This window comes from [Clostridium] scindens ATCC 35704 (assembly GCF_004295125.1).
GTDB lineage: Bacteria > Bacillota > Clostridia > Lachnospirales > Lachnospiraceae > Clostridium_AP > Clostridium_AP scindens.
In genome coordinates this window covers 2,123,652-2,148,906 of the sequence record NZ_CP036170.1, presented here as the reverse complement: position 1 = coordinate 2,148,906, position 25,255 = coordinate 2,123,652, and the positions used below count along the sequence as shown (strand labels likewise).

The window sequence follows — 25,255 nt, the reverse complement described above, 5'->3', positions numbered from 1 at the left end:
TGTATCCCCCTTAAAAATTATACTTTCAGGTGCTTACGGATCGTAAAGAAACTTCCAAGGAAACCGATTCCGACTCCCAGAATGATTCCCACTGGAAGCAGCGTCTTATAGACGGTTGCCACCGGAAGGAAGTCTACAATATTATTCAAAAGGCTGAATCTGGTCATTATGTAAGAAATCGCCTTGTCATACATGAAGTACAGCATCACCAGCGGAATCACGGCTCCCACCGCTCCGATGATCAGACCTTCTATCACGAACGGCGCCCGGACGAATCCATCTTTCGCGCCTATGTATTTCATAATGGCAATCTCCTCGCGCCTTACCGTAATACCCATGGTGACCGTATTGCTGATCAGGAATATGGATACCGCCAGCAGGATCGCAATGATCGCCACGGAAACGTAGCCCACTAATTTATTCACGCTTGTCAGCGTCTTTGCCACAACATCCGACTTGTTGACCTTGCGGACCCCTTCCAGGCCTTCCGCAAATGCAACGACATCCTTCTGCTTGGATACGTCTTCCATATAGACTTCATAGTTGTCAGAATTAGCCAGCGGGTTGTCACTTTTGAATCCTTCCGCAAGATCCCCTGACTCTCCGAAATAATCGCCCTTGAACTTATCCCACGCTTCATCCGCGCTGATATAGTTAACTTCAAGAACGCCATCAGCCGTCTTGAGTTCATCGCCAATCTTATCCTTCTGGCTCTTGGTAGCATCCTCTTCAAAGAATACGGTAATCGCCACCCCTTCTTCTGCTTTTTCCACGATATAGTTAAAGTTGATGACAATGGAGTAGAACAGGCCGAACAGGAAGATACACGCTGCCATCGTCGCAATGGATGCGATAGAGAACATCTTGTTTCTTCCAATGTTCTTCACCCCTTGTTTCATCGAATATCCTACTGTACTAATTCTCATTATTATACCCACCTTTTTTCTCGTCGCTTACAATGACTCCCTTCTTCATTGTAACAACTCGCTTTTTCATCTCGTTTACAATCTCCTGGTTATGCGTAACAACCAATACGGTTGTTCCTCTGTCATTCGCCTCTTCCAACAGTTTCATAATCTCCCAAGAATTTGTCGGATCCAGGTTACCAGTAGGCTCATCTGCCAGCAGGATTGCCGGTTCATTTACGATCGCTCTTGCGATGGCAACACGCTGCTGCTCTCCTCCGGAGAGTTCCTTTGGATATGATTTGTACTTCTGGGCCAGCCCTACCAGCGATAATGCCGCCGGCACTTTTTTCTTGATGATTCGGGTAGGCGTTTCTGTAACGCGCTGTGCAAATGCTATATTATCATAGATATTCCTGTCCTTCAGAAGCCGGAAATCCTGGAATACGACTCCGATTCCTCTTCTGTACATCGGAATCTTCCTGTGCTTCATCCGGTTCAGGTTCTGTCCGTTTACGACAATCGTTCCTGATGTAGGGTCCAGTTCCTTCATGATCAAACGTATCAGCGTAGACTTTCCTGATCCGCTGTCCCCTACGATAAATACAAATTCACCCTGCTCAACCTTCAGGTTAACGCCGTTCAGGGCTGCAACCCCTTTCGAGTACTCTTTCGTTACTTCTTTTAATTCAATCATACTTTCCTCCTGATTATTAATACTCCAGTGATTCCATATACTTCATATACTTCACGACCATAAGTGCGATCTTGAATGTAATGGCATCTTCAAACACGCGCAGATCTAGCCCCGTGCTCTTCTGAAGCTTATCCAGCCGGTAAACTAATGTGTTACGGTGAATATATAATTGTCTGGATGTCTCTGATACGTTCAGATTATTTTCGAAGAATTTGTTAATGGTAGTCAACGTCTCTTCATCAAAATCATCTGGCGATTTCCCCTCAAAAATCTCACGTATGAACATCTTGCATAACGGAATCGGCAACTGGTATATCAGGCGTCCGATTCCCAAAGCGCTGTAGGCGATTACGCTTCGCTCCCCGAAGAATATCTTGCCAACGTCCAGGGCAAGCTTCGCTTCCTTATAAGACTTAGACACTTCCTTAATGTCATTGACTATGGTTCCATAGGCGATCAGAATCTCTTCTTCTCCATCTTCCTTCAGGAGCCCATACAAGTTCTGCGCGATCTTCTCCAGTTCCTCATGCCCGTCGCCAGGCTCCAGTTCCTTTACGACAATGATGTTCTTCTCATCAACTGCCGTTACGAAGTCCTTCGTCCGATTGCCCAGCAGATTGCGCACATTGTCGAGAGCATTGCTGTCCTTTTCGTGCTTTGTCTCAATAATAAAGATAACACGTCTCACTTCTGTGTCAATATGTAATTTTTTGGCACGGTTGTAAATATCCACTAAGAGCAGGTTGTCAAGCAGCAAGTTCTTAATGAAATTGTCCTTGTCAAATCGTTCTTTATAAGCCACCAAAAGATTCTGAATCTGGAACGCGGCAATCTTTCCCACCATATATACATCATCGCTGCCTCCATTGGCAAGCAGGATGTATTCCAACTGATGCTCGTCAAAAATCTTAAAGAACTGATATCCCTGTACAACCTGACTGTCTGCCGGGGATTCTACGAAGGAGACTGCCTCTTCTTCATAGTTGTCCTGTTCTGAAAATGTACTTGCAAGAGATTTACCATCGGTGTCCATTACGCAGAAGTCAATTCGTGTAATCCCTTTCAATCCTTCAATTGTATTTTGAAGTATTTGATTAGATATCATATTCCATCTCCTCCACTCATTTCAATATGCATTTTTCACAACAAATTACTTGAAAAAGTAGCCAAAATGCATACTACTGAATTCTATCTTAATATATATCAACAAAAAAATAAAGAGGAAATCACATATTTTTGTTAATTTCCTCAAGATTTTAATAAAATATTCAGTTTTTGTCCATGTACATAGTGACGAAAAGTCAAATCTTATAATTTTCTTATTTATTTTGCGGGAGAGAATTGATTCGGCTGGCTGCGCTTGCGCTTCTCTATCTCTTTCTTGAAAATGCGCCGGATAAGGAACTGTCCGATCCTGCTCTGCCCGAGGCCTGCCTTCTTTACCGGAAGGCTTTCCTTCCCCAGCCCGATAAAGACACGGGCATCCAGAAGACTCCGGTTCTTCATAATAAAGTCCTCCTGAAGAGGCGCCGACAGCGCCGCGAAGATACAGTCCACCTCGCCGCCGTTGATCGCATTGACCAGCATATCATCTGCTCGGTTCTGTGCCGATACCTTTGCCAGCCCAATAATCTGGAGTCCGCTATAGTATCTCTGAAGGTAGTCGTAGAACTCCTGGCCTTCTTCTTCCGTCTCCACCAGGAGATAGATTCTCTTATGGTTCTTATGAAGGTATCGCATAAACATCTTCAGGAACAAATGACCTTCTGTCTCCTGAAGGAACTTGCGGTCTGTGATATCTGCAGCCTCCAGGATTGTCTTATCCCCAGCCAGTACAAGATCGAATTCCTGCATATTCTCTTTGAGTTCCGGCAATTCGTCCATCTGCATCAATCCATCCACCGTAACCATCTCTATCACGCTTACCGGCTCAGACTTCAGATACTCCATGGTTTCTTTCATGGCTTCCTTGGCCGTGCAGTTATCTATATCAATATCTAAAACTTTAATCTTATCGCTCATAACTTCACCTGCTAATATTTTTACCAGTTTTTCGATTATAGCAAATGGATACCCTCTTTTCAACCTTTATCACCAATTGTTCACACTAATTAATATTCGTAATATTTTTGTTACTTTTTCTCTGCTTCCCGCCTTTTCTTCGTCATCAGGCCTCCTATTCTGCCTGTCTCCTTGGATGACAGTGATCTCCAGCCCTCCTGCATTACCTTGTCCAACAGTCCCAGTTCTTCTGCGATCTCGTATTTCATCTTTTCTTCCTGCGTCAGTTCATCCAGCTTGATCGGTTTATTCTTCTTTCCAGCCATAGTACAATACCCCTTTCATTTTTTAGTAAGTATTGACACCTTTTGGCTGGAATATACTGGCAGCGCCTCCTGCCTGCCATATACATGGAAAAAGCACCCTGTACGGATGCTTTCCCCTCTTTGAAGATTAATATGTTCTTGGTTGGTCAGGAATTATAATAGCCGCTATAAAATAAGCCAGGATTCCTGAACCAGTACAAGCTAATAACACAAGTCCCAGACGAATCAGCGTCGGGTCTACATTGAAATAATCGGCTATGCCTCCGCATACCCCGCATATCATGCGGTTTTCCCGTGATCTGTATAATCTTTTCTGTTCCATTTTATAATTCTCCTTTCATTGACGCGTCTAGTTTCCTTGAACGCCCCCGCTATAATGCATTTCCAAAATTGATTGTAATGGTCCCCACACCGCAATCTACCGTAATATCTCTTGAAGCCCCATTGTCAATATTCTTTTCGCTGGCTAAGCCCGAATAAGTAGTATTTCCACAGATGACTTCTCCTACTTTGCAGTCGATATCATAATTGTAAGAGGATTCTTCTCCGGCAACCGTCAGGATAACCTCGCCCACTCCACCGTCAATATCGATCTTAGACCTTGCATCTCCATTAGCACGGATGCTTCCGGCTCCACAGTCAAATTCCACTTCTCCTGCTTCAAAATGTGTGATATTCGCATCGCCTGCTCCCACGCCTACATACAGATCCTGGGCAAAAATCTTTTCTATATCCAGCGTACCGGCTCCAATGTCAAAGGATGCCTCATTCAGCCTTAAGTCCCTGGGCAGGGTAATCGTAATCGTTCCTGACCCCACATTGTTGACATGCCATATCCTTTCCTTAGACTTTATCTTTAATTCGTCGCCGTCCTGATAGCACTTAAGCCCCAGCCGCTTGTTGATGCCCCTCGTCTCGACCATTACATCTTTTGCATCGTCGGAAAGCACCACCTTCACCTGACCCGCGAATATGTCAACATCCATTTCGGCTATGTTGCTATAACTATTTTTCATATCACTCGCAAGGGGTATGTCATCATCGTCATTGATATAATCATCCACCGTATAGTTGTGGGAAAATACCACTATACCATGGGGAAAACGTCCTTCTATCATATCCGTCGTAACACCCAGTACCTTGGCGATCACACAGCACACAAAACCAATCGCTGCCGTTACCGCGCATACTATCCAGAATATCTTCCATCCCTTTTTCATGCTTATGCCACCGCCTTTCCTTGAAACGGCCTGCGGCAGATCCATACGATTCCTCTACAGATCCCCGGGAATACTACCAGGCAAAGTTTCACGCTTGCTACGGTTGCTATCACGCCCAGCACCGTCAGTATCAGTCCTGTTCCTACTAGCGCCAATCCTACGGCAAGTTCCGGAATCAATGTAGCGATTCCAACACCGAATACCACGATCCCTACAATCGCCACTGCCACGGATGCAACTACCAGCGCTATAAAAGCGCAGAACAACGCAATTACGCATCCAAGCACCGCCAACGTTATCCCTACTCCCAGCGGAATCAGAACTGGCGCTCCAACCAGAATGATCGCGATAATCAGTACGATCTTCAGCGCTCTGCTGGTTTTTGGCGGTTCTTTCTCTTCCTTCCTCTGATAGGCCCTGCCTGCCGGCATCTCCTTCTGGTCAAACCTGGAGTCGGTATATCCATTCTCCGAATACTCCGTGTAATCGCCGGCCTGGCTTCCCAGATCGGCCTTGATCGTGGCCGCCACCTTTGCAGGGCTTCCTAATTCAGATATCACCTGCTCTTCATTCTCGTCTCCCGCATCATCAAAATAATCGTTATAATACTGCATCGCCTCTCTGCGTTCTTCGACCGGCACATCCTGTAATAATGCGGCTAATTCTGTCATAAACTCTATGCGGTTCATGCAGTCACACCTCCCTCAAACAATTCATTAATCTTCAAAGAATAATTTCTCCATTCTACCCGATATAAATTCAACTGCGCCATACCTTTTTCCGTCACCTTATAATAGCGCCGGTTGCGTCCGTCAAACTGCTTATCATATACTTCCAGACATTCGTCTTTCTGCAGCCTCCTTAGCACAGGATATAATGTTGATTCTGATACTTCAATAGCCTTTCTTACGTCTTGGGTAATCTTATATCCGTAAGTCCCTTCCTTCTCCCTGGATACGACCGCCAGTACTATGGCGTCCAGAAGAGCGGCTCCAGTGTTAAATACCATATTCTCACTCCTTTGCTGGAATTTTATAATATATCTTTCATTACAATATTGTTTTGATGGTCATATTATATGTCGTATAATATGATTTGTCAACACATATTATATTTTTTGTGAGAATATTTTTGTGGAATTTTGGGAATTGGGGATTGTGGTACGCCGGGGAGGGCGGGGAGGGCGGGGAGGCTACCGGCAATTTTTTGGCAATTCTGCGAGGTGTGCCTGCGTTAGTTTACACTTTTCACCGGATTTATTTTAGTAGCGGAAGTTTAGCAATAGAAATCTTTGGAACTTAGCCCCAAAGCAGCATTGAGCAAAATGATAGGAATATGTACTTCTTGCGGCTTCCAGGCGATTTCTCCCACAATCCTACGTCCCCAAAATCCACCACCCCGCCACACACTGCGCTCCCAATATCAGCGGCATTCCCAGGCGGAACTTCCAGTGTCTGGTCTTATGGCGGAATATCTGCATTCCTGCTATAGCGCCAATGCTCCCTCCGGCTGCCGCCAAAAGGAAGAGGGTCTTCTCCGGCACGCGCCAGCCTTTGTTCCTGGCTTGGCGCTTGTCATGTCCGAACACCCAGAATGTAACAATATTTATGAGTATTATATATGCAGCTAATATCTGTGTCATGGCAATCGAATCTCTTTCTTTATAGTAAAGGAGTAGATAATCTTCTCCTTAACCTTTTTGTGTGTCAGCTGCTCCAGCGCCTTCGCATAGTAGTCCAGCTGGGAATGGTATCGTTCTATCAGTCCTTCCGGCGTATATATCTGGTCTGTCTTATAGTCCAGGACTACCAGCCCGTCCGACTCTTCAAAGTAAGCATCTATGATTCCCTGTACCAGGATCAGCTCGCCTTCCTGTTCTTCGGGGTACATTTCTCTGGCGTCCACCCCCAGCACGAAGGGCTGCTCTCTCCATAGGGTGCCTGCCCGGGCAGCCGCTTTCATTCGCCTTCCTGCCCCGCCATTTAGAAAGCCCAGGATATCGCCGTGCCGTATGCAGGCAGCCATATCCGCGTCCATCTTTCCTTCTTCCACGTATGCGCTCACTGCGTCCGCCAGTTCCGCTTCCCCGTAATCCTGTGCAAGATCCAGAAGTTCCATCAGGCGGTGGTATGCCGTACCTCTGGAAGCCCCTGTCAGTTCTTCCTCTTCCTTAAGGAATCTTGGAATGAGCGGAACTACTTCAGGCTCTTCATATAATAGTTCGCCCGTTTCGTCCAATTCTTCGCCCAGGCTATCCTTCAGATAGATTCTCTTCTTAAGTTCGGAAACGGTAAATTTCAATTTCTGCATTCCGCTTCCAGCATATGGATACTGATATCCAAACTGCTCTTTTATCGCCTCATGCATGGCCGGATCATAGACCTGGCTGGTATTCCATGCTTCCAGCATCGCTCTGGTCATCCTTCCGGCAGTCTCTTCTATGACTTCTTCTTTTACAATATCGTCAAATGCTATCCTTTTTACTGCGATAGGAACCTCGGGCGGTACGCTGGATACTGCCGGAAGAATCCAGTCCCAATAAGTAGATGCCTTGCTAAGACGGCCAAATGTAATCCCCATCTCATAGAGCGGCATCTTCTTCTCCAGATTTGGAATAGTTCCCGTAATGATCAATTTCTCCTTAGCCCTAGTTAATGCCACATAGAGGACCCTTAATTCTTCGCCCAGGCTGTCCAATGCTTCTTCCTTCTGGATAATCTTTTTTACAAGGCTTGGACTTTTCGTCCTGTTGGCAATATGAATCGCGTCCAGGCCCACGCCCATTTTTGAATGGAGAACCACGCTGCTTCTGGCATCCTGCATATTGAACCGTTTCCCCATTCCGGCTACGAACACAATGGGAAATTCCAGTCCTTTGCTCTTGTGAATGGTCATAATACGCACCGTGTCAGACTGCTCATCTTCAATACTTGCTTCCCCATAATCCACGTCATACTTCTGCAATTGTTCTATATAGCGTATAAAATGGAACAGCCCCTTATAACTGGTGGATTCAAAAACCCTTGCCTTCTCTGCCAGCATGTCAAGATTGGCCTTTCTCTGCTCGCCTCCCGGCATGGCGCAGGCATAATCGCCGTAGCCGGTCTTCTCCAGCACCATATGCAGCAGTTCATGCATAGGCGTATAAGGAACCACCTTGCGAAATGCCTCCATCTGGCCCAGGCACCGGCCCAGTTTGCCACGGATGGACTCATCTTCGCCTCCTGCAAGATAGTCTGATACCGCCTGGAAGAAGGGCCGTTCTTTATAACTGCTTCTTATAATCGCCAGTTCTTCCTCCGTCATAGCGCCGATCGGCGAGGCCAGCACCGCCGCCAGCGGGATGTCCTGCCTCTGGTTATCCAGGACACGCAGATAATCCAGAATCACCCCAATCTCCTGGGTTGCGAAATATCCTTCTCTGGTGCCTGCATAGGTTGGAATTCCTTCTTTGCTCAACACCTCCGTAAATACATCCGCAAATCCTTTTATGCTGCGGGTCAGTATGACAATATCCGAATAGCGCGCCAGTCTGAATTCCCCGGTCTTCTTGTCCGTCACCTGGTGGTGATGGATTAATTCCCGGATACGCCCGGCGATCGCCCTGGCCTCCAATTCCCGTTCCGTAATTCCCCGGACGGCCTGCGCCTCATCTTCCCATGCATCCACGTTGCTGTCAATGACCAGCACCTCTGTCTCCATATTTTCTCCATCTTTATAATCCGCGCCCACATACAGCGCTGCCTGGTCGTCATAGACGATGCCCCCCAGTTCCCGGGTCATGATCTGGCGGAAGATATAGTTGACTCCTTCCAGCACTTCCCGTCGGCTGCGGAAGTTCTTATGAAGGTCGATTCTCTGCGTCTTGCTGTCATCCGTATCATAAGTATTAAATTTCTCCATAAAAAGTTCCGGCCTGGATAAGCGGAATCGGTAGATGCTCTGCTTTACATCCCCGACCATGAATATGTTATAACGTCCCTCAGACACGGTAGAGATGCTGGTTAGGATGGCTTCCTGTATCAGATTGCTATCCTGATATTCATCAATCATGATTTCTAAGAACTGCTGCTGGTACTCCCTGGCAATGACAGAAGGGACAAATCCTTCGTCCGACTTATCGGTAAGAATCCTCAGCGCGTACTGTTCCATATCAGAGAAGTCAATCATATTTTTGGAGCGCTTCTTTTCTTCGAATCTTTCGGCGAACTCTCGGACAAGGCTTGCCAGTTCCTCCATCGCAGGACGGCAGATCTGAAGGTCTTCAAGAATTCCCGGCGCGTCCTGACAAAAATACTGGCCGGCCAGATCTTTGACCAGCCCCTTTACCTCCTCCCGGATCGCCTTTACCTTGGCTGCCTTTTCCTCCGACACCGCCTTATCCCGGTTGGCTGCAAGCCTCATCCACTTTACGCTATTCATCTTTTCTCCAAGTTCCGTAAACGAGCGCGTTTCCCGTAGTTCTTCGATTATCCGCAGATCGCTCCTAAGAGCCGCTTCATAGACCGCAGGTCCATCCGGGGCATTGCAGATATCAAGCCCCTTATTAAGAAGCCTTCCGGCGTCGTCCAGATACCGTCTCACATTATCCATCACCAGAAGAATATAGCCGCTTTTCTCCAATTCAAGAAGGCTGTCCGCTTTATAGGCCTCCAAGCAGGAGGACAGCCATCCTTCACTATCCGGATAACTCCTGGAATACTCATAGATTTTCAGCACTAGTTCTTCCACCTTCTTATCGCTTCTCCCGCCGCCATAAGCAGCAGCGAAGTCCAGGAATCTCTGCTCATTCCGCTGGTACCGATCCTCCAGCATATCTTCCAGCACGTCATGTCGCAGAAGTTTTAGTTCGCCTTCCTCTCCAATCCGAAAGCCGGGATCAATGTCAATCGCGTGAAAATGATCCCGGATCACCGACAGGCAGAAACTGTGAATCGTCGTAATCTGCGCATTGTGTATCAAAGTGGCCTGCTGCTTGAGATGCTCGTTACCCGGGTATTCTTCCAGTTTCTTCTCAATGGCATTGCGGATACGTTCCTTCATCTCCGCCGCCGCTGCCTCCGTAAATGTTACGATCAGCAGCCGATCTACATCTACCGGGCTTTCATCCTCCGTGAGCATGGTAATAATGCGTTCCACCAGGACGGCCGTCTTGCCAGAGCCTGCCGCAGCTGATACGAGAATATTCCTATTTCTCAGGTCTATGACTTTCTGCTGTTCCTTTGTCCACGTAACTTTCATGACCTATTCTTCTCCTTTCGAAGCGGCTTCCCTGCCATCTGCATTCTTTTTATCTGCACTCTTTCTATCTGCATTCTTGCCGTTTACTGTCGAGCCAGACGCGGCCTGGTTCATAGCCGCGATCGCTTCTTCTTTGCTCATCTTTCCGATATCCCGGTAAGCATATCCCGGAACCTTCACATCAAATCCGCATACGTGCCGGTACTTGCAGTAATCACAGCCGGTCTCCTGGCCTCTTCTGTATGGCGAGGCCTTCGTCTCTCCTCTTAAGATGCTCTGGCGGGTTTCTTCTACTTTTCTTGCCGCATGCCGCATCATGATCTGGAATTCTTCCTCCGGCACGGCCTTGGAACTCTTTGCCAGGCTTCCGTTCTTGTTAAACTTCACCGGAACTGCCAGGGATTCCCCTTCCGTCCGGTGTTCCAGATGCTGAAGCACCTCATCTTTGAGATTAATCATTCCATCCGGCTTCAATTCCTTCAATAGCGCCTCTTCCACCGCTGCCTCTTCCTGCTTGTCAACAAGCGGATCCTGGATCCGGTAATAGAACACGCCAGCCGGAACGACTTCCTGCTCCTTATGCTTTTTCTGCTCCGCTTTTACCGCCGCTTCCATATACACCATCAACTGCAGCTGGAGTCCATGATACAGGGCCACCACATCGAACGCCTTGCTTCCGGTCTTGTAATCCAGCACCTTTACATAGACCTTATCCCCATCCTCGCAGGTATCAATCCGGTCGATCTTGCCGTTCGCAAACCGGAATTCATAGGCAGAAGGCTGGAAGTCCCCGGCAGACAGCTGCTTGGTAAGCGCCCACACCGTACGCTCCAGCATGCGCTTCATGCGCACGATCATATATTCATTCCTTGCGGAACTATACAATACCGAATTGCCATAGTCCGTGATCGCCTCTTCCACGCTTTCGTCAATGAAGGAAGCCCGCTTCTCCTCTTTTAATCCAACCCAGCCGCAGCCTTCTTTTTCAACCTTCCGGGAAAAGCGCTCAAGCGCGTTATGGCACACATTTCCCATATCCACCGCCTGGAAATCATACTCCTGCCTTTCCTGAAGATTCAGCCCATAGGTCAGGAAGTGGGCAAACGCGCAAGTCTGGAACCTTTCCATTCTGGTAATACTGTCTTCAAATTCTTCCCCATAAAGCCTTTTGGCAACGGCCTCTGTCAATCCATCCATAGGCCGGCGGTAATACCCGGCTTTTATCAGGCTCTCCACCTTGCTCTGCCACTTAGGGCTCTTCTTGTACCAGGTATAGAGTTCTTTCCATGCTGCGTCCATGCCTTCCCCATTTCCCTGAAAACCGCGAATCAGATAGCCAATTCCCATCTTCTCCGTAATCTCCCGCAGCGCAAGCGCGCGGCCTTCCTCATCCTGCACCGAAAGCAATGGAAATAGCCGTCTCAATTCCTGTATCAGATAAGACGGACGGATGCTCTTGCCGTCCGCAGATACCTTGCTGTAATAGATATTCAGCTGTTCGGACGGCTTTGTAAGATTCATATAGAGATAAAACTTCTGGATATAGGCCTGTTCCTTGCCTCCCGGCGACAAAGAAAGCCTCTCCCTGGCAAATTTTTCCCGATCCCTTTCGGACAGGAGCCCGGTTCGAAGCAATGACCCCGGAAGATATGTGTCATTGGCTCCCACGAAGAACAGCGCCTTGATATCCTTAAGCCTGGTCCGCTGCACGTCTCCTGCCACCACCTGGTCAACACTGGGCGGGATTACGCCTACTCTCGCTTCTTCCAGGCCGGCATCCAGCAGCTTGCAGTATTCATTCAAACTGACCTTTTCATCCCCCAGAAGTTCTACGAATTTGTCGAACAGTTCTATTACTATCCTGTATACTTGGGCGTATTCTTTTGCAAGCGCCAGTTTCCCTTCTGCCTGAAACCGTTCTTCCAAAGCCGCAAGTTTCACCTGCAGATCCTCGCGCACCATGAATTCATACAGAGCCATGGTAATGTCGCGCACCGTCTTGCTTCTCTGCTTCAGTACATAGAGCAGGCCGTCTACCTTCTCTACCAGTATTATGCGGCAGTGGTTCAACGCCTCCAATTCCTCTTCTTCCATTCCCTTCAAGCGGCGTACCCATTTCTCCTGCCACCTTTTATAGCCTTTGATCCCCAGGCCAATGACATAGTTCTCTAACCTGTCCACTTCATCAAAGTTAAACCCTGCCAGGTTGGTCCGAAGAAACCGGAACACGCTTTCATAAGTAAAATTCTGTTCTGCCATGTCAAGCAGGCTTCTGATATACTCGACAAAGGAATTCAGCAGTATGCTTCTCTTATGATCCATAAAAGCCGGAATCTCATACATGGCAAAGGCTTGCTCCAGATCATCTCCGTACACGTCCATATTGCTTACGATGACGCCAATCTCCCGGTAACGATATCCTTCTTTCCTTACCAGCGCCCGAATTGCTCCTGCCACGGCCATGGCCTCCTCCTTCGGATTTCTTGTCACATGAATGCCGATCGACTCCGGCTCTTTTCCGAATCCCTTCCCATGATAGCGGAACAGGTTTCTTTCCAGAAAAGCCAGGGAATCATGATCTTTAAAACGATAAGGAGGCCTGCCATACAGGCAGACCGGTTCGTCAACCGCTATTCTATGATCTCTGGCAAGCCGCATCAGCGTGGTCACCATATGTTTTCCAAGCCCGAAGAGTTGGTATGGGTGCTGATAGACGTAAGGATCTTCCCGGTCATCCATGGTCACCGTAATCACAACCTTGCGGCAATGGATCATAAGTTCCAGAAGCAGCCTGTTCTGCACCGGTGTAAAGCCGGTAAACCCGTCCAGCACTACCGTGCTGTTCTTGAGCATGTCAGACTTGCAGACCATCTGGCTTAGAACATCCAGCAGTTCCTCTTTTGTAATATATTTCTTTTCCAGATACTCCATGAATCCTCTGTAAAGCACCTGGATGTCTTTCAGTTTGTAGTATAGCCTGGATTCCTCTCCCGCCGTCTCCATGACGCGTTCAAGTTCTTCTTCCGTAATGTCATATTGGGCGAACTCGGAGATGACCGACTTCACCTCGCTGACGTACCCAAGCTTCTTCATATTCCCCCCAGAACCTTGAGTTCCCCTTCGTAGTCTCCGGCAATCTTTCTAAGAATCAGGTTCTTGCCTTCATCGTCCAGAACAGGCAGCGTCCCTCCGCCCGTCTCTTCGAACACGCGGTAAGACAGCCTGACAAAACTTAACACGTCAATATTCATGATTCCATGGCAGGGGTGCATATTGACCAGATCCTTCTGCGTCTGCATCGTAAACTGCTCCGGCACAAGGACGATATAATTCTGCTCCTGATGGATCCTAGATTCGTCAATTATCTGATGGTATAGGTGATATGATTTTCCCGAGCCTGACGGCCCGAATATAAATTGTAAAGGCATAGGTTTTCCTCCCTATGCCTTAGTATATTATACCGCTCTTAATTTTTCAACAAACTCATTGCTCAGGGTAATCTTTGCCACATAGAACACGTCGCCTGTCATAAATACGTTCCAGTCCTCTTCAATCTCGACCTGAAGCTCGCCGCCCGGCATCTGTACTATGACCTTGTTGTTGGTCATTCCCAGCTTATAGGCTACTCCGGCGGCGGCGCATGCGCCGGTTCCTGAAGCCAGCGTATAGCCTGCGCCTCTTTCATAGATCTCGATTGCCACATGCTCTTTATCAATCACCTTCATAATCTGTGTATTGATCCGTTTGGGGAAGTATCTTGCTAGTTCTGCGTAATCGCCAATCTTGCATACCAGCGGCTTCGAGATCTCCCGCATCGGGATAACGCAGTGCGGGTTGCCGATGGATACGCAAGTAACCGGATACAAGGTTCTTCCAAATACCATATCTTCATTGATGACTTCCCGGCGCTCTCCTGTAACCGGAATATCGTCGCTCCAGAAAGACAGTTTTCCCATGGATACGCGAAGGCGGCTGCCGTCTTCATTCAGGAATGTAATTTCCACAGGTCCGTTGCCTGTATAGAGTTTAAAATTTTTCTTCTGTACGTAACTTGCGTCCTTGAGATATTTCGCGAAGATCCTGACTCCGTTTCCGCTGGTCTCTGACTCGCTTCCATCCGGATTCCAGACTTTTACATACATTCCATCTTCTTTCAGGATTGGTCCTTCCAGCACGCCGTCTGAGCCAAGTCCTTCATTACGGTCACAGATCATTCTTACATTTTCCGATGTAAGTTCCAGTTCATTCTTATTAGGGTCAAATACAACATAATCATTTCCCAGCCCATGATAACGTTCCAACACAACCTTCATAACATACCTCCGTCTTTCCATTGGGATTGTCCTTATTGTTCCCCGTTATTATATCTCTATCATATCAGGCATTATTTCCCATTTCAACACAAATCGTGCTTAGTATATTGCAAATAATGCTCTCTTGCTATAAGATAAACTCTAAGAAGGAGGCGCCCTTATGGAACAATATGTAAAAAAAGGATACTTAAATAGCGAATTCCGGCTGTTCCACCTTACGGATCAGGAGACCCGGGAGGTGGAATACCATTATCACGACTTTGACAAGATCACCATATTTATCAAAGGAAATGTCAATTACATGGTGGAAGGAAAATCATATGAACTCATCCCTTATGATATCGTGCTGGTAAAGCACAATGACATCCACCGCCTGATTGTAGATAATTCTACCGTATATGAACGGATCATCGTATATATATCGCCCAATTTCATCAATGCCTATCAGACGGATTCCTATGATCTTAGCTACTGCTTTCAGAAAGCCGAAGAAGAGCATTCCAACGTTCTTCGCATCCCATCCCTGGAGAGAAGTTCTCTGTTCCGCTTCATCACCCAGTTGGAAAAATCCTTTTCCGACGATGGATATGCAGCCGGATTATACCGCCAGGTCCTATTCCTGGAATTCATGATACATCTGAACCGCGCCGCGAGAAAGAACCGGCTGGAATTCATTGATACCGACAACTGCAACGTGAAGGTTCTGGATATCCTGCGCTATATCAACGAGAATCTTGGCAGGGATCTGAGCATAGACCATCTGGCGGACACCTTCTACATCAGCAAATATTATATGATGAGACTATTCAAGCAGGAGACCGGCTATACTATGGGACGCTATATCTCCCAGAAGCGGCTCCTGCTAGCAAAAGACTTGATATTATCCGGCGTGCCTAGCACGCAGGCCTGTTTTGACTGCGGATTCAAGGATTACTCCACATTCTCCCGCTCTTATAAGGCGCTTTTCGGCGAATCCCCCCGGGAAACCTTGACTTTTTCATAGATATCCACAGGTACATAAGCCCTGACAAAGATGCCGTCCTCCCGGTATTCTTCTTCCTGCAGTTCCCCGAATCTTCGGATCATCTGTATCTTTGCCGCATCCTGATAAGGATAGAGATTCTCAATGGCAACCTTCTGCTGTCTGAGCACTGCCTCAATAGTCTTGAGAAGTTCCGGTATCCCTTCCCTTGTCTTTGCGGAGATCTTGACCGTATAATCTGCATGAAAGTCCCGGATGATGACATCGTCCTGTGCCTTGTCCTGCTTGTTGAATATGGTAACAATCGGCTTATCCGTCACTCCAAGATTCTGAAGCGTCTCATATACGATATACATCTGCTCGTCCATCTGGGGATTGGCCGCATCTACTACATGTAGAATGATATCCGCATACCTGGCTTCTTCCAGCGTGCTTCGAAAAGCCTCTATCAGATGATGTGGCAGCTTGCGGATAAATCCTACCGTATCCGTAAGCAGTATCTCCTGTCCGCTGGGAAGCTTCAATTCCCTGGTGGTTGGGTCAAGGGTTGCAAACAGCTTGTCCTCTGCCAGGATTCCTGCCCCTGTCAGCGTGTTAAGAAGCGTGGACTTTCCTGCATTGGTATATCCTACGATGGCCGCCACCGGAATCCGGTTGCGGCTTCTCTGCTCTCTTGTGACCTCCCGGTGACGCTTCACGTCTCTCAATTCCCGGTTCAGCTGGGCGATCCGCCCCTTGATCAGCCTCCGATCCATCTCCAGCTTCTTCTCTCCCGGCCCTCTGGTACCTATGCCGCCTCCCAGCCTGGAAAGCGCCGTGCCAAAACCGGTAAGCCTGGATTGGCGGTATTTTAACTGGGCTAGTTCTACCTGAATCTTACCTTCGCTGGTAGAAGCCCGGGACGCAAATATATCGAGTATGACCAGCGTCCGATCCATCACCTTTGCGTCAAGCTCATCCTGAAGGTTCTTCATCTGCGCCGGGGATAGTTCATCATCACAGATAATCCCGGTCGCTTCCAGTTCCCACATCAGACCTTTGATCTCTTCTATCTTTCCCTTGCCTACATAGGTGCCCGGATGAACCTGCTCCCGGTTTTGAATCACCACGCCCACGGTAGCCGCCCCGGCAGTGGAAGCCAGATCCTTCAATTCCTCTAACGACTTCTGGGTGTCATCCTCATCCGTCACGCTGACGCCTACCAGGATGACCCGTTCGGTCTCTTTTTCCAAATCAATCATATTTCCCATATATTATCTTGTCTCCAGAAATTCCAATTCTTTTTTTGCTGCTTCATCGTCCGGATACTCTGCCAGGTATTCCTTTAGTTTGGCCTTCGCACTTTCCCAATCCTTCATCTGTTCATATGCTACGATCATGTTAAAGTGCATCTCTTTTTTGAGTTCCTCGCTGCTATCCTCCTGGCCGATGCCAAGGCGGAAATAGTTAAGGGCAGATTCCGGCCTGGAGAGCTTCATATCGCAGTTTCCCATAAAATTATAGATGGTGCCAGTCTTCTTGGCACCATTGTCAAGCGCGTTCTGAAACGCTTCTTTTGCTCCCTCATAGTCTTCCTGCTCCCATTTTGCAATTCCGATTCCTCTGTATGCATCTCCTGCATTCACTTCCGAATCGATTGCATCCTGGAACTGTTCGATCGCTTCTTTATATTTTCCATCTTCCAGATATTCTACTCCTTTTTCAGATGGATTTTTTACACAGCCTGTCAATACAATGGCAGCAGCCATCACAGACAGGGCTATCTTCATATACTTCATATATCCTCCTAAACAGTATAACGGACAACCCAGACGGCATTCAGGATCGCCGCGAACATTACGCCGACTTCAGCCAGAATTGCTTCCCACATTCCAAAATAGCCAATTGTGGCAAGTATCAGGATCAGCACCTTAACAATCAATGCAAAAGAAATATTCTGGCTGACTACTCTTAAGGTCTCCTTCGCAATCTTGATCGCGTCCACGATTCTTGGCAATTCATCTTCCATCAATATAATATCAGCCGCCTCAATTGCCGCCGCCGACCCCAGCGCGCCCATGGCAATCCCCACGTCAGCTCTTGCAAGGACCGGCGCATCATTGATTCCATCCCCGACACATACCAGACGTTCGGTAGAATCCTGAAGGTCCAAAAAGTCCTCCAGCTGTTCTAATTTATCCTCTGGCATCAGTTCCGCATACGCATAGTCTATCTTCAGCCTCCTGGCTACTTCCAGGCTGCTGCTCTTGGTATCTCCGGTAAGCATTACCAGTACTGCCTTGCACTTTTCCTTCAAGTATTGAAGCGTCGTCTTTGCATCTTCCTTGACAGAATCCGCAATGACGATATATCCGGCATATTTCTTGCCAATCGCAACATAGACGACGGTTCCATTCCGGCTTACTTCATCGCAGAGAACCTTCTGACGATCCATCAGCCGCTTATTTCCCACATAGACGCGCTCTCCCTCAAAGGTCGCATTGACGCCATATCCCGGCATCTCGCGCATCCGGTATACCTTGCTCTTATTGATCTCTTTTCCATAGGCTTCTGACAGGGACTGGGCGATCGGGTGGTTAGAATAACTCTCCACATGGGACGCTATGCGAAGCAGCTCGTCATTGTCCATCCCCACTGCCTTTACTTCCTTCACCTTGAATATGCCCTCCGTCAGCGTTCCTGTCTTGTCAAACACGAAGGTATCTGCCTTGGAAAGGTCCTCCAGATAGTTGCCGCCCTTGATTACGATCCCCTGTCTGGCTGCTGACGCAATGCCGCCAAGGAAAGCAATCGGAATGGACATGACCAGCCCGCAGGGGCACGCCACTACGAGGAAGATCAATCCTCTGTAGATCCAGGTATCCCAATTCCCATAGGAAAATGTAAGGGGCGGATAGATCATGACCAGCAAGGCGCACACCAGCATTGCCGGCGTATAGATTCTTGAGAACCTTGTAATAAAATCTTCGCTTTCCGCTCTTTTCTCCTGGGCCTCTTCTACCATCTCCATAATCTTGGTTACGGTAGAGTCAACATACAGCGCCGTGACCTTTGCCTCGATCACCCCGTTGAGGTTGATGCATCCGCTATATATCCGGTCTCCCGGCCATGCGGACTGAGGCATGGCTTCTCCTGTCAAAGCCTTTGTATCGATGCTTGTTGTTCCGGAGACGACAACCGCATCCACAGGGATGCGTTCTCCCGGCTTGATTACAATAATATGGCCTAGTTTCAGCGCGGAAGGATCCACCTTGAATTCTTTCCCGTGTACCTTGCGTGTCGCGTATTCCGGCCGGATATCGATCAATTCCTTGATGGAACGCTTGGCGCTGTCCGTGGAATAGGCTTCAAACATCATTCCCAATTCAAATAAGAGCATAACAAGTACGCCCTCTACATATCTTGCCACGCCAAAAGCCCCAATCGTAGCAAGTATAATCAGCGTATACTCTGTCAGGAACTTCTTCTGCGCCAGCTTCTCTTCCAGCACCTTAAAGGCATCAAAGCCTACAATCAGGTATGCCGCCAGAAACCATATGAACTTTGCCCGGTCGGTCATCGTATACTGGATGGTCACCGCTATCCCGCATACGTACACAAACACCCCCACCGCATAAATGATACACCTTTTCTTCAATTCCTCGGTCATAATATTGTCCTTTTTGATAACTATATGAAAACTATTCCGCGATATGCTCCATTCCCTGACTGATTATCGTCTGGATATGGCCATCGGCCAATGAATAGTATACTGTCTTCCCGTCTCTTCTATTCTTTACCAGCTTCATCTGCTTTAAGACTCTAAGCTGATGCGAGATGGCCGACTGGGTCATCCCCAGAATCTCTGCCAGGTCGCAGACGCACATCTCTGATTCCAGCAGAATCCACAAAATCTTGATTCTGGTAGCATCCGCAAACACTTTGTAAAAATCCGCCAGTTCTTTTAACCGTTCTTCCTCCGGCATCCTCTGCCGGACTGTACGGACTTTATCATCATGAATGCATGTAATATCGCAGCACTCTACTTCTGTCTTCTTCATACATTCCTTCCTTTCAACATTATAAGCCCTATCGCGGTATGATCCAATAGGTATAAATATTCACTCATTTATTAATTATGCCAAATGGTGATTGTTATTTCAACCATTTGGCATTAAATGAATTAAAATTAATATTTTCGTAACTATTTCTTATGCATTGCCACTTTTTTGACTGGCGTACAGTATCCGGATTGAATTCAGTACGCAAAGCATTGCAACGCCTGTGTCGGCAAATACCGCCATCCACATATTGGCATAGCCTGTGAATCCAAGAATCATGATAAGGAATTTGATGGCCAGCGCGAATACTACATTCTGCATGGCGATTTTCCCGGTCTTCCTTGCAATGGAAACCGCTTCCGGTATGGCATCCACCGAGGATGTCATGAATACCACATCCGCCGCCTCGATCGCGGCATCCGCCCCGTTCCCCATGGCAGCGCCTACATCTGCCCCTGCAAGAACCGGCGCATCGTTGATGCCATCGCCTACGAACATGACGGAGCCATGTTCCTTACGGATCTGCTTTAAATGGCTTAATTTATCTTCCGGCAGGAGCTGGGCATGGACTTCGTCAATCCCGGTCTCTTTTGCAACTGCCATGGCATTGTCCCTGGCATCTCCTGTCAGCATAGCCGTAATCAGATTCTGCGACTTCATACGCTTCACGGATGCCCCTGCTTCCGGCTTGATTACATCTGCGACCACCAGATAGCCTTCCAATTCGCCATCTACCGCTACCAGCACTTCTGTGCCATACAGGTCCGACTTATATTCGCTGACATCCACTCCGTATTTTTCCAGAAGCCCCTTGCTACCGCACAGCACGGTTCCTTCCGGGAACACGGCGCGAATCCCCTTGCCCGAGATTTCCTCTGCTTCTTTCGGACTGGAAAGTTCCAGGTTCTTCTCCCTTGCCGCCGACACGATGCTGGTACCGATGGGGTGCGTCGAACTAAGTTCGCAGTCCGCAGCTATTGTGAGAATCTGCTTCTGCGTCAATTTTTTCAAGGAAACCACCTGCTGTACGACAAAGTTTCCCTTCGTTATGGTTCCCGTCTTATCCATAACGATAGCCTTTACATCCTTAAGCGCTTCAATGGCTACTCCCCCTTTAAAGAGAATTCCCCTCTTAGAGCCTGCGCCGATTCCCGAGAAGAAGGCCAGAGGAACGCTGAGTACCAGAGCGCATGGACAACTGATTACCAGGAACGTAATCGCCGTATAGATCCAGTGATTCCACTCGCCGGTAACCAGCGAAGGGATGACTGCCGTAGCAACTGCGACCGCTACGACCACCGGAGTATAGATCCTGGCGAACTTGGTAATGAAGCGGTCGATCTTCGGCTTGCTGGCAGCCGCATTTTCTACGGAATCCAATATTCGGGTGACCATAGACTCGCTGAGAGGCTTTTTTACCTCCATCTTCAGAACCCCCTGGTCATTTACGCAGCCGGAGTAGACTTCAGTTCCCGGATATACGTTTACCGGAACCGGCTCCCCGGTAACCGGCGAGGTATCGATCTGGCTTCTTCCTTCAACGATGACGCCGTCTAATGGAATCCGGTCGCCCGGACGGATCAGGATAATATCCCCCACCTTTGCATCCTGGGCCGGGATGCTCTCTGCTTCGTCTCCATGGACAATGTTTACAACTTCAGGTCTCAGATCAACCGCTTCCATGATCTGGGATCTGCTGCGGCTTACCGCAATATCTTCAAACAGTTCTCCAACCCGGTAGAACAGCATAACGCCTACCGCTTCCGCAAAGTCACCGATGGCGAATGCCGCCAGCGTTGCCACGCTCATTAGGAAGTTCTCATCAAACACGTGCCCCTTTGCGAGATTCTTAACTGCCGTCCAGATAATGCCAAGGCCCAGGATCACGTATGCCGCTATAAACAGTATTGCACTGATCAAGGATGCCGGATAAAGATGCTCTATCACTTCTCCTGCCACAAACATCACAGCCCCCACGGCTATGGCCAGGATATCCGCCTTCTTATCCTGGATAACGCTGGTCTTTTCCTGCTTTTTTACAGGCGTATAATCCCTTGGCGTCACCGTTACGCCTTCCTCAATGGATGCGCATATTCTTCTGAATTCCGGAAGCAATGCTTCCTGATGGTCTGCCGCTACTGCCAGCTGCTTCGTGGCGTACGTAATGGTAGCCATCCTAACCCCTGGAAGTTCCCTGATCATGCGCTCCATCTTGGCCGCACAATTGGCACAGCCCAGATTCTCAAGAATATACACTCTCTTTTCAACACCCTCCGGCATTGGAACCGTCTCCCGGGATGCTGCTTCTTCGTGTTCATGATGGTGGTGCTCATGCTCTTCATGCCCATGCTCATGATGGTGCTCATGGCCGCATCCGCACGCTTCGTGGCCCGGCGTTCCCGGCACTCTTTCTACTTCTTTCATATCTCAAATCCTCCTGAATGATTGTTATGACTTCGCATGAACATATGAACAGTTATTCATATGTTCATTTATATTATATGCACTTCATTATGGATTGTCAATATATAATCTTGAAAAAGGAATGAAAAAACACCATGGATTTTCGTCCATGGCGCAAATCTTAAAAACTCTATTAATCAAAATGGAACCCATCCCAAGTCCACTACCATCTGGAAGCCTGCTCCCTGCTGTTTTCGACCGCGCAGGAAATGGCCTCGTTGAACGTAGGATGGGCGCGCATCGCATACATTAACTGGGAAGAAGTCAGGCCGTTCGCTATGGCCGTAGCCAATTCACCAATCATGTCGGTTGCCCTCTGGCACATCAGCTGGGCGCCCAAAAGTACATCGCTGTCGGCCGCGAACAGTACTTTTATGAATCCCTGCTCTTCCTTGGAAATAATAGACTGTCCATTTACATCCATGATATATTTGCCGCAGCGAAGGGAAATCCCCTTTCTTCGGGCCTCTTCTTCCGTAATCCCCACTGACGCAATCTCCGGATCCGTGTACAGACAGCTGGGTACGATGGAAATAGAGGCAAACAGGCAACTGGGTACCATCTCGATAATGACGGACGGCTCTACATCGTTCATCCTTTCCACTACATAGGTTGCCTGAGCTGAAGCCACATGAGCCAGCTGGATTCCTCCGGTAACATCGCCGATGGCATAGATCCCCGGAATATTGGTCATGTAAAAGTCATCTACGATAATCCTTCCATTTTCCATCTTGACACGGACATCCGGATCAAAGAGTCCTTCCGTATTCGCAACCCTTCCTACGGATACCAGGACAGCATCCACGTCAACCTGCTTATTCTCCCCTTTATACACAAAATGGCATCCTACGCCATCCTCCTGCTGTGTCACCCTTTCCAGTATGCTTTCCCTATAAATGCTGATTCCGCGGTTCGTAAGGATTTCTTCCAACGCAGATGAAAATTCGCTGTCCATATTGGGAAGCAGCCTGTCTGATACTTCTACGATCGTCACTTCGCTGCCAAGCGCATTGAATACGGTCGCCAGCTCGATTCCGATAACCCCCCCGCCCAGAATCAGCAGCCTGCGGTACTGGCTCTCATTGGACGTCAGCAATTCTTCGCTGGTCATGACTCCAGGAAGGTCCAGACCAGGAATATCGATCGTGCGGGCTTTTGCTCCGGTAGCGATCAGGATATACTTGCCATAATAGTACACTTCTTCCTTCTTTGGAGTAACTACCCTGACCTTTTTGTCGCTCTGGATAGTTGCGTTTCCCCTTACGCTGACTACCCCAAGTTCTTTAAATTCTTTTTCCAGTTCCTCCCGCATCCGGGCCGCGGAAAGATCCTTATACTCATATATCTTCTGCAGGTCGAACCCGACCTTCTCTGCTGACAGCCCGAACTTTTCGCATTCTGTCATCTCCCGGTACAGCATTGCCGCGTGCACCAGGGCTTTTGTGGGAATGCATCCCCTGTTGATGCAGGTCCCGCCCACGTCTCCTTTATCAATAATCACTACCGACATTCCAAGCTTCGCTGCCTTCTTGGCGGCAACATACCCGCCCGGGCCGGCGCCGATAATAATCAGATCATATTGTTTTCCCATTACATACCTCCCTATTTCTAATCAATCTGCCAGTCAATCGGCTCTATCCCATGTGCCTCAAGAAATGCGTTGGTCTTGCCAAATGGCCTGCTTCCAAAGAATCCTCTGAATGCGGATAACGGGCTTGGATGGGGCGCTTTTAGGATCAAATGCTTCGGATTATTAAGCATTTTTGCCTTCTGCTGTGCAGGGCTCCCCCATAGGATGAATACGATAGGCCTGTCCTGGCCATTTAAAGCCATGATCGCGGCATCTGTAAATTCTTCCCAGCCGATTCCCCTGTGGGAATTCGCCTGATGGGCGCGTACGGTCAGAACCGTATTCAGCATAAGGACGCCCTGCTCGGCCCACTTGGTCAGGCATCCATGTTCCGGGATGGCGCATCCGAGATCATCATGAAGTTCCTGATAGATGTTCACCAGGGATGGCGGAATCTCCACTCCTTTTTTCACGGAAAAGCACAGCCCATGAGCCTGCCCATTGTTATGGTAGGGATCCTGTCCCAGAATCACTACCTTTACTTTATGTAGTGGCGTCAGATGAAATGCATTGAAGACATCGTCTGCCGGCGGGAAAATCAGCCTGGTCTTATACTCCTGGTTTACTGTCGCAAATAACTTCTTGTAATACGGCTTCTTAAACTCATCATTTAGAGCCTCGAGCCAGTCATTATTAATCGCTGCCATATTCTAATTCCTTCCATGCTACAGGCGTACGGATACGCCCTTATTCCGCAGATATTCCTTCACCTCCCGGATCTCCAGTTCTTTATAATGGAACAGGGAAGCGGCAAGAGCCGCATCTGCTTTTCCTTCCGTCAGAGCCCCATAAAAGTGTTCCATGGTTCCTGCACCGCCGGACGCGATAACCGGGATGGAAACCGCCTCGGCAATGGCTCTGGTCAGTTCCAGGTCATAGCCAGCCTTAGTCCCGTCACAGTCCATGCTAGTGAGAAGAATCTCTCCGGCTCCCAGGCTCTCGACCTTCCTTGCCCATTCCAGCGCGTCAATGCCCACATCGATACGTCCCCCATTTTTATAGATGTTCCATCCGCTGTCATCGGGTCTTTTCTTGGCATCGATCGCCACCACCACGCACTGGCTGCCGAACTTGTCTGCCGCGTCCGAGATAAGCCTTGGGGTATTAATGGCCGAAGAATTGATAGAGATCTTATCTGCGCCTTCCCTGAGCAGCATCTTGAAATCCTCAACCGTACGGATTCCCCCTCCTACAGTAAATGGTATAAACACCGTCTCCGCTACTTTGCGTACCATGTCCACGACCGTTCCCCTTGCATCGGATGTTGCCGTGATATCCAAAAATACCAGTTCATCTGCCCCCGCCTTATCATAGGCCTTTCCAATCTCCACCGGGTCTCCGGCATCCTTCAAGTCCACAAAATTTACGCCCTTTACTACGCGTCCGTTATTCACGTCCAGGCAGGGAATGATTCTTTTTGTATGCATACGCTCTCCT

At 48.3% G+C, this 25,255-nt stretch carries 21 protein-coding genes and 1 pseudogene; 1 reads left to right on the top strand and 21 read right to left on the bottom strand.

What is annotated here, in order from left to right:
• Positions 1 to 17: 17 nt before the first annotated feature.
• From ftsX to dapF, 13 genes and pseudogenes are all read right to left on the bottom strand, one after another.
• Positions 18 to 926 (bottom strand): permease-like cell division protein FtsX, encoded by a 909-nt coding sequence (gene ftsX / locus HDCHBGLK_RS11070; RefSeq protein WP_004605665.1) that lies wholly within the window; start codon positions 924 to 926, stop codon positions 18 to 20.
• Positions 916 to 1,602: a cell division ATP-binding protein FtsE gene (gene ftsE / locus HDCHBGLK_RS11065; RefSeq protein WP_004605664.1), complete on the bottom strand. Its 687-nt coding sequence runs from the start codon at positions 1,600 to 1,602 to the stop codon at positions 916 to 918. The genes ftsX and ftsE overlap by 11 nt, the downstream gene beginning before the upstream one ends.
• Before the next feature lie 16 nt (positions 1,603 to 1,618).
• On the bottom strand, positions 1,619 to 2,707 hold the full coding sequence (locus HDCHBGLK_RS11060) for a PucR family transcriptional regulator (RefSeq protein WP_004605662.1): 1,089 nt from the start codon (positions 2,705 to 2,707) through the stop codon (positions 1,619 to 1,621).
• Positions 2,708 to 2,925: 218 nt separating this feature from the next.
• The gene (locus HDCHBGLK_RS11055) at positions 2,926 to 3,624 is read right to left on the bottom strand and encodes a WecB/TagA/CpsF family glycosyltransferase (RefSeq protein WP_039909392.1); all 699 of its coding nucleotides are present in this window, start codon (positions 3,622 to 3,624) and stop codon (positions 2,926 to 2,928) included.
• 110 nt (positions 3,625 to 3,734) lie between these two features.
• On the bottom strand, positions 3,735 to 3,929 hold the full coding sequence (locus HDCHBGLK_RS11050) for a small, acid-soluble spore protein, alpha/beta type (protein WP_004605660.1): 195 nt from the start codon (positions 3,927 to 3,929) through the stop codon (positions 3,735 to 3,737).
• 127 nt (positions 3,930 to 4,056) lie between these two features.
• Positions 4,057 to 4,251, bottom strand: coding sequence for a PspC domain-containing protein (locus HDCHBGLK_RS11045; RefSeq protein WP_004605659.1), 195 nt, complete (start codon positions 4,249 to 4,251; stop codon positions 4,057 to 4,059).
• Between the two features lie 49 nt (positions 4,252 to 4,300).
• A complete protein-coding gene (locus HDCHBGLK_RS11040) occupies positions 4,301 to 5,149 on the bottom strand; it encodes a DUF4097 family beta strand repeat-containing protein (protein WP_004605658.1) in 849 nt (282 codons plus the stop codon).
• Between the two features lie 2 nt (positions 5,150 to 5,151).
• The gene (locus HDCHBGLK_RS11035; RefSeq protein ID WP_004605657.1) at positions 5,152 to 5,838 is read right to left on the bottom strand and encodes a DUF1700 domain-containing protein; all 687 of its coding nucleotides are present in this window, start codon (positions 5,836 to 5,838) and stop codon (positions 5,152 to 5,154) included.
• Positions 5,835 to 6,158 (bottom strand): PadR family transcriptional regulator, encoded by a 324-nt coding sequence (locus HDCHBGLK_RS11030; RefSeq protein ID WP_004605656.1) that lies wholly within the window; start codon positions 6,156 to 6,158, stop codon positions 5,835 to 5,837. Before HDCHBGLK_RS11030 ends, HDCHBGLK_RS11035 begins: the two co-directional genes overlap by 4 nt.
• 366 nt (positions 6,159 to 6,524) lie before the next feature.
• Positions 6,525 to 6,791 (bottom strand): DUF1294 domain-containing protein, encoded by a 267-nt coding sequence (locus tag HDCHBGLK_RS11025; RefSeq protein ID WP_004605655.1) that lies wholly within the window; start codon positions 6,789 to 6,791, stop codon positions 6,525 to 6,527.
• A complete protein-coding gene (addA, locus tag HDCHBGLK_RS11020; RefSeq protein ID WP_004605654.1) occupies positions 6,788 to 10,390 on the bottom strand; it encodes a helicase-exonuclease AddAB subunit AddA in 3,603 nt (1,200 codons plus the stop codon). Before addA ends, HDCHBGLK_RS11025 begins: the two co-directional genes overlap by 4 nt.
• Positions 10,391 to 10,393: 3 nt before the next feature.
• A pseudogene (gene addB / locus HDCHBGLK_RS20015) lies at positions 10,394 to 13,818 on the bottom strand (helicase-exonuclease AddAB subunit AddB).
• 27 nt (positions 13,819 to 13,845) lie between these two features.
• On the bottom strand, positions 13,846 to 14,703 hold the full coding sequence (dapF, locus tag HDCHBGLK_RS11010; RefSeq protein ID WP_004605652.1) for a diaminopimelate epimerase: 858 nt from the start codon (positions 14,701 to 14,703) through the stop codon (positions 13,846 to 13,848).
• Positions 14,704 to 14,863: 160 nt separating this feature from the next.
• Between dapF and HDCHBGLK_RS11005 the strand changes: the two genes are divergently transcribed.
• Positions 14,864 to 15,706 carry an AraC family transcriptional regulator gene (locus HDCHBGLK_RS11005; RefSeq protein WP_004605651.1) on the top strand — a complete coding sequence of 281 codons (843 nt, stop codon included), beginning with the start codon at positions 14,864 to 14,866 and terminating at the stop codon, positions 15,704 to 15,706.
• Here the strand turns inward: HDCHBGLK_RS11005 and hflX are convergent.
• The 8 genes from hflX to hisF form a co-directional block, all read right to left on the bottom strand.
• Positions 15,655 to 16,935: a GTPase HflX gene (hflX, locus tag HDCHBGLK_RS11000; RefSeq protein WP_004605650.1), complete on the bottom strand. Its 1,281-nt coding sequence runs from the start codon at positions 16,933 to 16,935 to the stop codon at positions 15,655 to 15,657. The two genes, HDCHBGLK_RS11005 and hflX, sit on opposite strands and share 52 nt — an antisense overlap.
• 3 nt (positions 16,936 to 16,938) lie before the next feature.
• Positions 16,939 to 17,463, bottom strand: coding sequence for a tetratricopeptide repeat protein (locus HDCHBGLK_RS10995; protein ID WP_004605649.1), 525 nt, complete (start codon positions 17,461 to 17,463; stop codon positions 16,939 to 16,941).
• An 8-nt stretch (positions 17,464 to 17,471) separates the two neighbouring features.
• Positions 17,472 to 19,334 (bottom strand): heavy metal translocating P-type ATPase, encoded by a 1,863-nt coding sequence (locus HDCHBGLK_RS10990; RefSeq protein WP_004605648.1) that lies wholly within the window; start codon positions 19,332 to 19,334, stop codon positions 17,472 to 17,474.
• A gap of 31 nt (positions 19,335 to 19,365) precedes the next feature.
• Entirely contained in the window at positions 19,366 to 19,725 is a 360-nt protein-coding gene (locus tag HDCHBGLK_RS10985; RefSeq protein WP_004605647.1) for an ArsR/SmtB family transcription factor, read from the bottom strand.
• A gap of 150 nt (positions 19,726 to 19,875) precedes the next feature.
• A complete protein-coding gene (locus HDCHBGLK_RS10980) occupies positions 19,876 to 22,149 on the bottom strand; it encodes a heavy metal translocating P-type ATPase (RefSeq protein WP_004605646.1) in 2,274 nt (757 codons plus the stop codon).
• A 202-nt stretch (positions 22,150 to 22,351) separates the two neighbouring features.
• Positions 22,352 to 23,779: a dihydrolipoyl dehydrogenase gene (lpdA, locus tag HDCHBGLK_RS10975; RefSeq protein ID WP_004605645.1), complete on the bottom strand. Its 1,428-nt coding sequence runs from the start codon at positions 23,777 to 23,779 to the stop codon at positions 22,352 to 22,354.
• 17 nt (positions 23,780 to 23,796) lie between these two features.
• Positions 23,797 to 24,465, bottom strand: a complete 669-nt coding sequence (ung, locus tag HDCHBGLK_RS10970) for a uracil-DNA glycosylase (protein WP_004605644.1) — start codon at positions 24,463 to 24,465, stop codon at positions 23,797 to 23,799.
• 18 nt (positions 24,466 to 24,483) lie between these two features.
• On the bottom strand, positions 24,484 to 25,245 hold the full coding sequence (hisF, locus tag HDCHBGLK_RS10965) for an imidazole glycerol phosphate synthase subunit HisF (RefSeq protein WP_004605643.1): 762 nt from the start codon (positions 25,243 to 25,245) through the stop codon (positions 24,484 to 24,486).
• Between the last annotated feature and the right edge of the window lie 10 nt (positions 25,246 to 25,255).